Genomic DNA, 13,288 nt, shown 5'->3' on the forward strand with positions numbered 1-13,288 from the left:
TCATTCTCTTTCCAGAGCTTCCATATAGGCCTTTTTGGAATTTTCTATATGAATTTTAGTTAAATTCTCAGCAAGCTCCGCTTCCCCGCCCATCACTGCTTGCGCTAAGTCCCGGTGTTCCTCCATCGCTTTGCGCAGACGACCTGGAAGTTCGTATCCGACATTTACGAATGCGCGGATATAATCCGATAATCCGTCCAGCATCTGCGTCAACCTTGGGCTTTTTGCGGCGCGGAAAATGACTTCGTTAATTTCAAAATGAAATTTCCAGTCCGATTGTTCAAAATTGGGTTTGGTTAATGCTTGCTCAATCTCTGAAATAATTTCTTTCAGTTCATTCCGGTGAACCTGCTCCGCTTTCTTCGCGGCCATCTTAACCGCCAAGCTCTCAAGAGCAGAGAGAATCGTGAATATTTCAATAATCTCCTCTGGGGAAAGCCTCGAGACGACTACGCCTTTACGCGGAAGTGTCTTGACGAATCCCTGTGACTCTAGCCGGAATAAAGCTTCACGGATGGGTGTACGGCTGACGTTTAATTGATCCGCCAATTCCCTCTCGATAATCCGGTCTCCAGATTTATAAACTCCTTGAACAATGGCCTGTTTAATATATTTATAAACTTTCTCCCGTATAGGGCTTAACTCTTCCTCTTTCCAAACAACTGGAGTGTCCGGCATATGGTATACCTCCGAATGCGTTTTCTTTTAGTGTAATCGATATATTATTACCAATCAACACATACATAACATGAAGGTATACACACCGGATCATTTCAGTACTAAGACTCCATAAATCATGGTCATTCGTTCTATTTTTTAATATCCGCCTGTGTCATAACTTCGTATCCGCTGCCCAAGTAATTTTGCAGAGCCTTTAACGACGCGGTTCCAACCGCAGTGTCCTGCTCACCATTACCGCCGCTGATGCCCACGCCTCCAACAACTTCCCCATTCACGACAATTGGAAATCCGCCTACAAAAATCGCAAATTTGCCTGGCATCATCACGTGAATCCCGAATGCCTCACCCGTTGTAGTTGCTGGACCTCCCGGTTGATTGAACAGGTGGGTCGAGCGCTTATGTCCGCTCGCGGTAAATGCTTTGGACGTTGCGATCTCGGGGCCCGTGATTCGTCCGCCGTTCATGCGTTCCATCGCAATGACATAACCGCCATCATCAACAATACAAATCGATTCCAATGCTTTTACTTCTTCGGCCGCTTTCTTTGCGGCTTCAATCATCACCTTCGCTTCTTCCAGTTCCAGCTTTAATACCGATTTCATATATGGCCCTCCTAAGTCAAGACGTTATGATTGCAATAAACAATAAATTAAAAGCCATGATAAACTGTTTTAATTTGCGTATAGAAATCGATTGCTGCACGTCCAGACTCGCGGTATGTCGCCGTACTGGACATTTTGACCCCACCGAACGGCGCGTTATACGCGTTACCGGTAGTCGGACGGTTTACTTTCACCATGCCAGTTTCAATATTTTGGATAAACTGTTGAATCCGGTTTGAATCGGAAGTGCATATCGCAGCCGACAATCCGAATTCCACATCATTAGCAATCTCCATCGCTTCTTCAAAGCTTGAAGCGCGAATAACCGAAATGACCGGACCAAAAATTTCTTCCTGTGCGATTCTCATCTTAGGTGTGACACCCACGAATACGGCCGGCCTTACGAAATACCCTTCTGAGTATTCGCCTTCTGTTATTCTTTCACCACCTATTGCCAATTCGGCACCCTCTTCTTTACCTATGGAGACGTAATTGAGTACATTGTGCAATTGGCTTTCGTTGGCGAGCGGACCGACTTCAATTCCTTTACTAAGACCGTTTCCTATGGTTAATAATTTGGTTTTTTCAATAAGCTTGTCAACAAACTCATCATGTACGGAATCCATTACGATGACTCTGCTCGTTCCCGTACAAGCCTGACCGGTTAATTCAAAGCCACCTTTGATTGCCAGTTCAACCGAGTGATCGATGTTCACATCATCCATAACAATCAGCGGGTTTTTACCACCGAGCTCCAGTTGGACACGGGTAGATAAACGAACGGAACGATTAATTTTCTCTCCGGCACCCGTCGAACCTGTGAATGTCACCGCTTTGACAGCCGGGTGAGTAACGAGCGAAACTCCCGTTTTGGAAGAGGATCCTGTCACGAAATTAATAACGCCTGCCGGCAACCCGGCTTGATGAAGCACCTCTACCAGACGATAGGCGATTAGCGGCGTATCTGATGCCGGTTTGAAAACAACGGTGTTGCCGGTAACCAAAGCTGGAGCTATCTTGCGCGCAGGAATGGAAATCGGAAAGTTCCACGGTGTGATAACGGAAATGACGCCTAATGGTTCTTTTCGTGTATATACCAAGGTGGTCGGATCATCGGAAGGAATCGTATCGCCGGTAACGTTTAATCCTTCCGAAGCGTAATAGCGCAGCGTCTGTGCGGAACGTTTCACTTCCAACCTGCTGCTGGCAAGCGTCTTTCCCTCTTCACGGGTAAGTTCTTCAGCGTATTGCTCCAAGCCAGCCTCCAGCAAATCTGCCGCTTTGTATAAGATTTCCGCCCGCTTGGTAGGAGCTACATTTCGCCAGAAATGGAACGCCCGCTCTGCGGACTCCATCGCTTGAACCACATCGGCCTCATTAGAAGCTTGAAATTTTCCTATTATATCGGTGACACAGGCCGGATTCCTGGTGGCGAAAGTCTCGCCGCTTGCCGTTTCGACCCATTCCCCGTTAATTAAGTTTTTGAACGTCTGTACCGCAGTCTCAGTAGCCATTTCGATCTCCTCTTTCTTCATAGGGCTTTTGGCTGCAATTTCGATTGGTTAACCCATACGGAATTGCAACTCGGTAAACCAAATCCCGAGAATAAAGCTTCCCGGGAACGATTTACGCTTCTATGCTTCGACTATTCCAAGCAGAATTCGCGGGAGATGGCTGCGATGTACATTCTGCGCATTTGGGTCGCTTCTTTTACGATCTTAATACAACGTTGTTGATCTTCCGGTGTTTTTGCATATTCCAATACGATCTGGTATCCACGCTCACCGTGAATTTCGTCGGACACGATGTGAAGGTCGAAAAACTCCACTTCTTCATCCGTAAATCCGTAATGATTGCGAAGTGTTGGTGTTTGTCTGCGATAGATTGCCGGTACTTGGGACTCAAGTCCAACAACCAGTGCCGCAGTGGCAAACAGGAAGTTTTCCTTTATCGCCATCCGGTAGCACCAGGATTGCAGGCCGATCGTTTCAGGAAGCAGGTGCTCCATTGATTCAATACGTTCTCTTGTTGTTCCGCAAGCTTCGCCGAAACGGATCAGCAGGTCTGTATGGCGGTCACCGCCTAGCTCTTCCTCCCACATGTTCTGCAATATGAAGTCTCTTGCATCTACATGTGGACAATTTGCATATATAGAAGCCAAATATTCCGCGAATGGACCTACATATGCGTAATGTTGTTCCACCCATCTGGCGAAATGTTCTTTCTTTAATTCACCGTTTGCCCACATTGTCGTGAAAGGAGCTTTAGAAACGGCATTTCCTTCAATAGCTTGCTCAAGTGCGTGGCGGAATTCCTCCTTGTTCATTAAGCGGGACTTCGTTGCGGTTTCTGTCATATTAAAATCTCCTCTCAAAATCAAAAATGTAGTAAACAGATCATTTCACTTTATTTTTGGTATATTGTATACCAAAAAACTTCTTGTCTTATTATGGCCTACATAAAGTCAACCTGTCAACTTACTTTTTCTAATATTAGCAGCAGCAGCGACAATAGCCGTTAATTCAATGGAAATACCTAACGATTGCGGGTTTAATGATGTCTGACGCAAGGAGAATGAAGCCTGAACTTAAGAAAATAGCACCCAATATCTGGACAAACAGCTTGATAGAACGAAAAACGATAACAACAATTACCAAGCAGAGCGCAGACACGATCCACTCGAGCACTCTACTCGGATAAATCTCTGAAATAAGATAGGCCGCTATGACAGTAATAAACAGTGCCTGCTTCATTGGCTTACAACACGTCTCTAACAGCTTGGGTCAAGCGCTCCAATGCCGTCTCAACAATCTCCTCCCCGATTTCACGACTGGCCTTTGTTGCATCGCCGATACATCCGTTGCGGGTCATTTCTTCATAATAATAAAATCCCTGCAGCGGATTGCCTGGTCGAAGCTTTCTCCATCTGCCTTCCTGAATGTCCCCTTTCTCAAGCTTATCTGGCCGGACCAGATGCGGCGCCAAATACATCGCTTCGGAAACCTCACGGTCGCAGCTGTGTCCGTATAGTTTCGATTCGATGCGTTTATCCATCACATCTTTGGCCGATGCCGTTGTTTTGGCATAATATAAGGAAACATTTAATTCCGATGTGAGCATCTCCACCGCCACACCCAATGTGGCCTGGTTACCGCCATGGGAGTTCAGCACTAGAAATTTGTCTACTCCTTGGTGCTTTAACGATTTGATCATGTCACGTAAAATAGCAATGAGCGTTGTCGGCTCCAAAGAAATCGTACCCGGAAAGTTAATATGATGCGGGGAAACCCCCATATTAATTATAGGTGTCAGCATCGCTTCAGGGTACAGTTTTTCGGTCAGCCTTTTGCCCATTTCCTCCGCCAAAACGGCATCGCAGCTTTCCACCATATGTGGGCCGTGCTGCTCATGAGCCCCCAACGGGATTATGGCGATTTTGACGGTTTTGAGGGCCTCTTCTACCTCTGGACAAGTCATTTGTGTTAAAATATACGCAGTAGGCATTGGCTTGAATCCCCCTTCATACGTTATATTGTGTATTGTATACCACGATTGTGTTATCATATAGACCTTAATATGATCTTTTTTTCATCATGCTGCCTTATATCAAACAGAAAGAGGTGCTTAGAAAGATGATGCGAGATATCCATTATCTTGATAAAAAATCTGTCGCTTATTTGTCTGAAGCTTTAATCAATCATTATTTCTCAAAACCGGAGTATACGGAAATTGTAATTGTATGTGTCGGCACCAATCGTTACACGTGGGATGCCCTTGGCCCCATGGTCGGTAGCAGATTATCCGAGCGGTTTGAAGGAAACCGTAATATTCAAATTTACGGAACATTGGAGAATCCCGTACATGCGCTCAATTTGCAAAAGACGATAGCCCATATTTCTAAACTTCACAGCAAGGCTTATATCATTGCCGTGGATGCCTGTCTAGGACAGTTCTATAAGATCGGAACGCTCCAATTGGTAGAGGAGCCGCTTTACCCTGGCAGTAGCTTGGATAAACAACTCCCCCCTATCGGACATATTCATGTGAAAGGGATTATTAATAACCATAGCGCTTTGAACCATAAAGTAATGGAGCATACCAGTCTGACGTTCGTTGGTGAAATGTCTGCGGTCATCAGCAGAATTCTGGTGAAGTCGAGCCAAAAAATTATTTCAGGGCTGGTACCGGTCCCGCAGTTGGATAACGAAGCGTCAAGTCATTTATCGTCTGCGACGTAAACGGCTTGACGCCCCTGATTCAAATCACCAAATTATTACAGCAATAATCGTAGAGACACTCAAGCCGATAATAACAGGAAAGAAGTTTTTACGTGCAAGTTCGATAGCGGACACACCGGCAAACCCGGCAACGGCCACAAGAGAAGACCATGCAATCAAAGTTCCTCCGCCAGACCATACAGATCCCATTTGGCCAATTGCCGCCAATGTAGAAGGCTCCATACCCACAGCAGGAGCCAGCGCGCCTGCTAGGGAGCCGGTTAACGGCAGACCTGAGAATCCCGATCCTTCCAAACCTGCGATCATCCCCATGATTAATAAACCGAAGGAAGTAAGAATTCCGCTTGATGGAATCAAGTTTTGAACCGACATAACAAGATCATAGAGAATAGCTGGAGCAGCGACACCTTCTCCAAGCGAAAGAATGCTTTTGGAGAAATCGGCATTGCCGAGAAAGAAAAATCCGGCAATTGGAATAACCGGTCCCATCGCTTTAAAGGCAAACAGGAAACCCTCAGTCAGATGATCGCTGATTTTGTCCAATGCTTTGACCTTTGAGAAAACAGTACAGGACAGGATTAACAAAATGACTGCCACCCCGCCGATAAAAGCAGCGCCGTCTCCGCCTTCAAATCCGCCCATTCCGGAACCGCCGAATTTACTGGCAGCCATAACAGCCATAACTATCAGCATGGATAGCGGAACAAGAACAGCGAACACCTTGCCCCATCTCACAACCGATGGATTAAGCGTCTCTAAAGCTGCGGCAGCTTCCGGATATTCCACAGTCGTAACGGAATGATTAATGGCTTGTACTTTTTCTTGTGTTTCCACTGGGGCGGTATCGGGTTTCCGGATCGCCTTTCTGTTCATCAGATAAGCTCCGAGAAGGGATACACCGCCTGTAATCAGAGATAATACCATCGCTTTATCTGCTACGGAAGCCGTATCGATTCCCGCACCCTTCGCGCTAAGCATTGGTGCTACTTGCATTACATAGTCAGAGGATAATGCCATCCCCTGCCCGGCAATGGCTATGGCCATTGCCGCCCCCATTGCCGGAAGTCCCGCGCGTATCGCCGCCGGAATCAGAAGCGCTCCTATTAACGGAACGGCTGGCGTCGGCCAGAAGAAGAGCGAAATCACATATGTAACTACCGTCAGTACTAAATAGGCGATGTGTCCATTAACCATTAGCTTTTGGATGGGTTGGATCATCCGTCGGTCTGCGCCGATATCCCGCAGAGAGGAAAGCAGTGCAACCATAAACGTAATAATTAAGAAAATCGTAAACAATTCTTTGGCCGCGGTTAGATTCGCATTGTAAACCGCTTTGAACCCGCTGATCACATCTCCTTTGTAAATCCATCCTATTAAGAAGGTACCAATCAGAGTGGGAATGACTACTCCGCGCTTAAACAGCATTACAATAATGACACTTAATGTTATCAAAGCATACATGTAGTGTGATAAAGTAATCATTCTCATCCCTCATTTTCATATTTTTTTGACCTTCGAGGAAATTGTAGCACATTTCCTCTCATATGAATAGAGTTTTGGTGCATTGTATACAAAAAGTGTTAGTACGGCGTCATGAAATCTAACATCTACTTGCATTTGCGGAATGTGATAAAAATTATACAGTATCAGACATTATACCCTTTTCCAAATCATGATAATAGTTTTAATCGAGTTTATCACCTCATTTCGTTAGTGACACCCTTATTATTCAATAACATTATGTAAGCGATTCCATAAAATGATTATAACTGCGGACAGGTTTATTGTATACTAAATTTTGCGCAAACAGCCTGTATCATATATTTGCATCCTCTAAAGTTAAACCATTTCAAGTGGACGCCTATCTCCAAATTAACCGGTAACTTTTCTACATCAACCTTATTATTATCTCGATAAATCACAGCAAACTGTACACCTTGATCATCTTTCGCTACAGTAATAAATGGCTTAGAAAAATAAGGGAATGGTTGAAGTTCCTTAAGCTCCATCTTTGTTAATTGTTCTTGATAACCTTCATGGATATAAAGTTTATTTCCAGCGGAAGGCTCTTTGCTATGATTTGGTTCATTGTTTGCTCCAAAGCCTGTCACAATGAAACATAGGACAACCACGGAAATTAGAATGAAATAATGTTTCAAAAGTCTATTCCTCCTTTTAAAGTAATAGACGAAAAAACTCCATAACTGTTGCTAAAAATTGCTGTTGGGGGATATAGTCTCCGCTTGATGGACTAACATGATAAGGAATTTGGAGAATGCGGGAGAAAAATTCAGAATAGTCCAACTTCTTCTGGATACATCGCAAATAAACCATTTATAACGGTTTTGCCTTCTCTAAAAAGATAATGATATGATAGTTTTGACTCGTCTCACATCTCGTTACACCCATATGCGGGCTCCTCATTTTTTCAAAAACAGTGAAGGAGGAACAATGATGAAGTGTAAACCTTGTGATGGAACCGGGAAGACAAAATGCACCGACTGTAATGGTGAAGGATTGGGCTACGGACATGGAAAGTGTATGGCCTGTGATGGAAGCGGTTTAATTGAATGCACGCAGTGTGATACAACCGGCAAAGTTAGCCTGTTCCGATGGATGAATCTCAAAAAGGCCGAGTAATCTCTATTATTCCCCTCTATAAAAAAACAGCGAGCGTATGATTGACATACACTCGCTAAGACTATTGATTAGGCCCCGTTATTCGGGGCTTTTGTTGTTTTCCTTAGTCGGCATTATCACACCAATTCCCGGATACCCGTGTTCGCTTTCACTAATATCTCGTCAAACTTGGCATCGTCCCGCTTAGAGGAGCAGTAAGTTCCGATAAACGCCCCCAAGAACCCTAATGGAATCGATATGATCCCCGGATTGGTCAGGCTAATGAGCGGTGTGCCGACGAAGATCGCTTTGCCTGCGACCGGATCCCAAACGTTAGGACTGACCGCTACAAGAGCGAGAGCGCCGATTAAACCGATCAGCATGCCCGTAACCGCTCCGGTTGTGTTAAACCGTTTCCAGAATACCGTAAATACGAGAACGGGCAGGTTGGCGCTGGCGGCCACGGCAAAGGCAAGAGCCACAAGGAACGCGACATTCAGCTTCTGCGCAAACAGAGCAAGCAGGATGGAAATAACGGCAACGCCCACGGAAGCCAGCCGGGCTGCCCGTACCTGCTCCTTCTCCCGTACGTTCCCTTTCCGAATGATATGTCCATAGAAATCGTGAGCGAAGGCGGAGGCGGCGGAGAGCACAAGACCGGCGACAACAGCCAGAATCGTTGCGAACGCCACAGCCGACACAAAGGCGAACAAGAATTCTCCGCCAAGAGCTCTGGCAAGAAGAGGAGCAGCCATATTGCCCGCGGCGTTCGCTTTCACAATCACGTCCTTGCCTACGAAAGCCGCCGCACCGAAGCCGAGAAATAGCGTCATGACGTAGAACAACCCGATGATCCATGTGGCGACGACAACGGATTTTCTTGCGGTAGGCGCGTCTTTAACGGTGAAGAAACGAATCAGAATATGCGGCAGGCCTGCCGTCCCCAGCACGAGAGCCAGGTTAAGAGAAAGAGTATCGAGTCCGTTCGCAAATTTGTTGCCCGGATTCAAGAACGCCTCCTTCAGGGGAGTTGCCGTCCGCATTTGGTCGAACATGTGCCCGATATTGAAATTGAATTTGGCGAAAACAATAAGCGAAATAATGAACGTACCGGCTATAAGCAGCACGCATTTGATGATTTGCACCCAACTCGTCGCCGTCATGCCGCCAAACACAACGTAGACGGTCATAAGCACTCCGACGATTAGCACGGAGGCCGTGTAATCGAGGCCGGGGATAAGAAGCGAGATGAGCGCTCCGGCGCCGACCAGCTGGGCGATCATGTAGAAGATGGAGATGACGATCGAATTGAGCGCTGCGACGCCGCGAATTTTTTTGTTATCGAAACGTGCCGCGATCATATCCGCCATCGTATACTTACCCAGATTCCGCAGCGGCTCCGCTACGAGATACAACACGACCAGATAGGCGACTAGGAACCCGATGCTGTAGAAAAATCCGTCAAAGCCGAACAAAGCGATCATTCCCGCAATCCCGAGGAAGGAAGCCGCTGACATGTAATCCCCGGCAATGGCAAGCCCATTCTGCCAGCCTGTCAATCCCCCGCCGGCGGTGTAAAATTCGTTCGCTGTTTTTGTTTTTTTTGCTGCATAATAGGTAATGACAAGCGTGCCCAGCACGATAATGAGAAACAGAAGAAAAGCCGTGTTCATAGGTCAACCCGCCTTTCTTTCGGCGGCTTGCACCTGATCTTTGATCTCTTCGCAAAGCGCGTCGAAAGTTACGGATTTCCTGGAATAGAGAGAGCATAAAACCCATGTCATAATAAACTGGGTGAACGCAAAGATCCACGCCCAGGAAATCGAGCCGACAGCCCTATTATTCAAGACCTCGGAGAATGACGTCAGGACCGGAAGAGTAAAGTAAAACGCCAGGAAGAACAGGGTCATCGGAATGATAAAACGTTTCTTCTTCGCCATCAGCTTGCGGAAAAGCTCCGAACGGACAATATCGCTGTACGTTAACTGGTTCTTTCTCAACGCGATTCCCTCCATTTGATGAATTGCGCCGATAAACGGTTTCGGTATAAACCACGTTGTAAGCGCTTCACATATTATAGTTTATATATTCCGCCATTGAACGATTTCGGTGCGAAACGTCGGAAATCGCTCCTTACATACCCAAATACCGTCCTGAACGTACACCAATAACGATTAATGCCCCTGCAGCAGCCGGATCATTTCCTTGGACGCTACACGGGAAACCGGTATTCGAGTCCGATTCGGATCTCTTAAAATAGCATTGTAGGCGCCGTTAAACCAAGGCTCAATCTCATAGATATAATCCAGATTGACCAGATAGCTCCGATGAGGACGGAAGAACGAAGGCCCAAGCCTCTCCTCGAGCTCTTGCAGCGTCTGTTTCGCCGCATAAGACCGGCCGTCCGCCATATGAATGCGGGTTACCTTATCCTCTTTAACCGCATAGAGGAACAGCTCCGCCTCCAGCACGACCATACGGGCGCCGTCATCCACAAGAAGCTTGCCGCTCTTGAAGAGGGGGCCCAGCGGCGCTTTCGTCCTCACATCGATTCCGGCTTCAGTCTTTCTCCCGCGGATGCGCTCCAGTGTCCTCCTAAGCCGCTCTTCATCGTAAGGTTTAAGCAGATAATCCACCGCTTCCAATTGAAAAGCCTCAAGCGCATACTGATCGTAGGCAGTCGTAAAGACCAGGAAAGGCCGGAGATCCATCTCAACCAGCCGATGAGCCGCCTGAATACCGTCCATCTCAGGCATTTCGATATCAAGAAAGACAACTTCAGGCTTATGCTTTTGCGCCAACTCCAATACTTCTACCCCGCTGGCGGCCGACGGTACCAGCTCAACGTCCGGATCCTTCGACAGCAGATAGATGAGCTCCTCCCTTGCCAGCCGTTCATCCTCCGCAATCATGATTCGAAGCTTCATTGACTTCTCCCCTCCATTCCCCGTTCCCCGTAAGGGACAACAAACGTTACCCGCGCCCCGCTCTCGTTACGGTTCCCATACGTAAGCGATGCTTCCGGGCCAAGTAAACTGATCAAACGCTGATTGACATTGTGCACGCCTAGGCCGGTGCTCCCGCTTCCGCTCATCGGGACCGTGCCCAGCTTGTCCAGGAGGCCGCCCGGAATTCCCACACCGTTGTCCTCTACGATGATCCGCACCGCATCCCCTTCCCGCTTTAATTCGATTCGAACCCATCCCCCGTTCGTTTTTTTCTTAAGCCCGTGCTGGATGCTGTTCTCAACAAGGGGCTGCAGCGTCGATGGCGGGATCAGAACCATCTCAAGATTCGGCTCCGAAACGCATTCCACCTTCAATTGATCGGCGAACCGAATCCGTATGATCTCCAAATAGGTGTTCAAATGCTCCATCTCCCGATAAAGGGGAACAAGCGGCGACTGGGTCATCGTCAAGTTCATCCGCATGAAATGCCCCAGCTGTACCGTCATATGGCGCGCATGGTCCGGATCGATCCGGATTAAGGTCACAATGGAATTTAACGTGTTAAACAGAAAATGCGGATTAATCTGCGCTTGCAGTACCCGGAGCTCCGCATCCTTCATCAGCGCTTCCAGCTTCTCGCCCATAGCGCTCGTTAACTGGCTGGAGATCAGCTTTCTCAAACCGTATGCAAATTCAACCTCCACCTTGCGGATCTGTTTGGGACTGTGAAAAAAAAGCTTGATTAAACCCGCCGTCCGGCCCGATTGGTCGAACGGTACGATGATGGCTGCTCCCAAATCGGAATGATGAGGCTGAATCTGTTCCCGGTTAGCGGCAATCTGAATCGTACCGGTACGAATCGCCTTTCTCGATAATTCCGTCACAATGGGCTCCCCGGGGACATGCCGTGAAGTGCCGATGCCGGCATGCGCAAGAATCCGTTCCGTGTCCGTTACGCCCACGGCGTCGGCCTGTAATTCCCGCAGCAGAATGGCTGCCGTCTCCCGTGCCGTCTCATAGGTTAGTCCCTGCTTGAGGTGAGGAAGCACCATTTCGGTAATGGTAAACGCCCTTTGGGTTTCGAGCGCCGCTGCCCGCTCCTCTTCTTTGAGAGCAACCTGAATCATCGCGACGAATATAGCGATACCGATGCTGTTCGTAATGACCATTGGAACACCCACCCGATTAACGAGCTCGATAGCCGTCTCCGAGGAGGTCGTGACAATCAATAGGACTCCCATCTGAAGGATAGGGGCAAATACCCCGATGAACATCGCTTTGATCGGGGCGATAATTCGCTCTTCATAGAAAAAACGAGCGACAAATCCCGCCAGAAGGCCGATGAGCGGAGAAGAAAAGGCATAGGAGACGCCGGCAAGTCCCCCCAAAGCATAAGCATGCAGGCCTGTCAGCAATCCCGCTCCGGCACCGACATAAACGCCTCCGAGCAATCCGGCCATTACAATGCCGATGAGCGCGGAATGAGCCATAATCTCATTAGGGGCAAGTGAGGTTACCCAGAACGCGGAACCCGTCTCCTCCGGACTCACAGCGACGCCCGCGTACGTCCCTACAATACCGATCAGGCCGAACAATACGGCAAAAGCGATTCCCGTTCGAAGATTGATATCCCGGTCCAATATATTTCGGAACAGCGGGATGCGGGTCAGTATAAACATAAGGATCAAGAGCATCCCCATTCGCTCGAACAAGACAAGCGTGAGCTGTTCCATAAGCACCCCTCCCGCCAATTAAAAGCCCGTTCATATAAAGCGGAAACAATTTACCATTTTAGGATAAATGGTTATTGTTGTTGGTGCAATCTAATTTCTACATCTGTTCATCCAGCCAATCCAATTCATTTAGTTCACTGTCCATCCGTTCGCCATTCCAATTCATCTTTTGAGCAACCGGGCTGCTTCTTTTCTGGTTTGCAGCTGGACTTCGATATCCGGAGCCTCTTTTGATAGTATGACTGGTTGATTTACGATTCTCGGCACCATTTATTTTTAGATTCGGGACCGGGCTTCTATCTCGTTTTATTATTCCGTCTCTTTGGCGGTGACGGCTGCGGTCCCGATTGAAGCTCGGTTTGCCATCATTCGACAAATAATTGTTAGTATAATACGGGGCTGACTTCCTTATTAGCATGCTGCAACACACCACCCTTACAAAAAATGGAATGCTTCAGCATATTCAA

13 protein-coding genes are annotated in these 13,288 nt (G+C 47.5%); 1 reads left to right on the plus strand and 12 read right to left on the minus strand.

The genetic code is table 11. The features are described 5' to 3' along the window. The 5 genes from ASG81_RS08750 to ASG81_RS08775 all read right to left on the minus strand — a co-directional run bounded on the left by ASG81_RS08750 (position 1) and on the right by ASG81_RS08775 (position 4,787). Complete coding sequence (locus ASG81_RS08750; RefSeq protein WP_056632051.1) at positions 1-678, minus strand: GntR family transcriptional regulator; 678 nt, start codon at positions 676-678, stop codon at positions 1-3. A 131-nt stretch (positions 679-809) separates the two neighbouring features. Continuing rightward, positions 810-1,283 (minus strand): GlcG/HbpS family heme-binding protein, encoded by a 474-nt coding sequence (locus tag ASG81_RS08755; protein ID WP_056632057.1) that lies wholly within the window; start codon positions 1,281-1,283, stop codon positions 810-812. Between the two features lie 47 nt (positions 1,284-1,330). Then, entirely contained in the window at positions 1,331-2,797 is a 1,467-nt protein-coding gene (locus tag ASG81_RS08760; protein WP_056632061.1) for an aldehyde dehydrogenase family protein, read from the minus strand. Positions 2,798-2,928: 131 nt separating this feature from the next. Next, positions 2,929-3,639, minus strand: a complete 711-nt coding sequence (locus ASG81_RS08765) for a TenA family transcriptional regulator (protein WP_056632064.1) — start codon at positions 3,637-3,639, stop codon at positions 2,929-2,931. A gap of 401 nt (positions 3,640-4,040) precedes the next feature. After that, on the minus strand, positions 4,041-4,787 hold the full coding sequence (locus ASG81_RS08775; protein ID WP_056632069.1) for a creatininase family protein: 747 nt from the start codon (positions 4,785-4,787) through the stop codon (positions 4,041-4,043). Between the two features lie 128 nt (positions 4,788-4,915). On the opposite strand from ASG81_RS08775, the gene yyaC reads away from it, so the two are divergent. Next, on the plus strand, positions 4,916-5,521 hold the full coding sequence (gene yyaC, locus ASG81_RS08780; protein ID WP_056632072.1) for a spore protease YyaC: 606 nt from the start codon (positions 4,916-4,918) through the stop codon (positions 5,519-5,521). A 24-nt stretch (positions 5,522-5,545) separates the two neighbouring features. Here yyaC and ASG81_RS08785 read toward each other — a convergent pair whose 3' ends face one another. The 7 genes from ASG81_RS08785 to ASG81_RS08820 form a co-directional block, all read right to left on the minus strand. Next, on the minus strand, positions 5,546-7,009 hold the full coding sequence (locus ASG81_RS08785; RefSeq protein ID WP_056632075.1) for a hypothetical protein: 1,464 nt from the start codon (positions 7,007-7,009) through the stop codon (positions 5,546-5,548). A gap of 293 nt (positions 7,010-7,302) precedes the next feature. Beyond that, complete coding sequence (locus tag ASG81_RS08790) at positions 7,303-7,680, minus strand: hypothetical protein (protein ID WP_056632079.1); 378 nt, start codon at positions 7,678-7,680, stop codon at positions 7,303-7,305. 597 nt (positions 7,681-8,277) lie between these two features. Then, positions 8,278-9,813: a solute symporter family protein gene (locus ASG81_RS08800; RefSeq protein ID WP_056632086.1), complete on the minus strand. Its 1,536-nt coding sequence runs from the start codon at positions 9,811-9,813 to the stop codon at positions 8,278-8,280. Between the two features lie 3 nt (positions 9,814-9,816). Continuing rightward, on the minus strand, positions 9,817-10,155 hold the full coding sequence (locus ASG81_RS08805; RefSeq protein WP_056632089.1) for a DUF485 domain-containing protein: 339 nt from the start codon (positions 10,153-10,155) through the stop codon (positions 9,817-9,819). A gap of 159 nt (positions 10,156-10,314) precedes the next feature. Then, positions 10,315-11,067 carry a LytR/AlgR family response regulator transcription factor gene (locus tag ASG81_RS08810; protein ID WP_056632092.1) on the minus strand — a complete coding sequence of 251 codons (753 nt, stop codon included), beginning with the start codon at positions 11,065-11,067 and terminating at the stop codon, positions 10,315-10,317. Beyond that, positions 11,064-12,821, minus strand: coding sequence for a LytS/YhcK type 5TM receptor domain-containing protein (locus ASG81_RS08815; protein WP_056632096.1), 1,758 nt, complete (start codon positions 12,819-12,821; stop codon positions 11,064-11,066). Before ASG81_RS08815 ends, ASG81_RS08810 begins: the two co-directional genes overlap by 4 nt. A gap of 97 nt (positions 12,822-12,918) precedes the next feature. Then, positions 12,919-13,239, minus strand: coding sequence for a hypothetical protein (locus ASG81_RS08820; RefSeq protein WP_056632100.1), 321 nt, complete (start codon positions 13,237-13,239; stop codon positions 12,919-12,921). Between the last annotated feature and the right edge of the window lie 49 nt (positions 13,240-13,288).

Origin of the sequence: Paenibacillus sp. Soil522 (assembly GCF_001428245.1) — a bacterium.
Lineage (GTDB): Bacteria > Bacillota > Bacilli > Paenibacillales > Paenibacillaceae > Pristimantibacillus.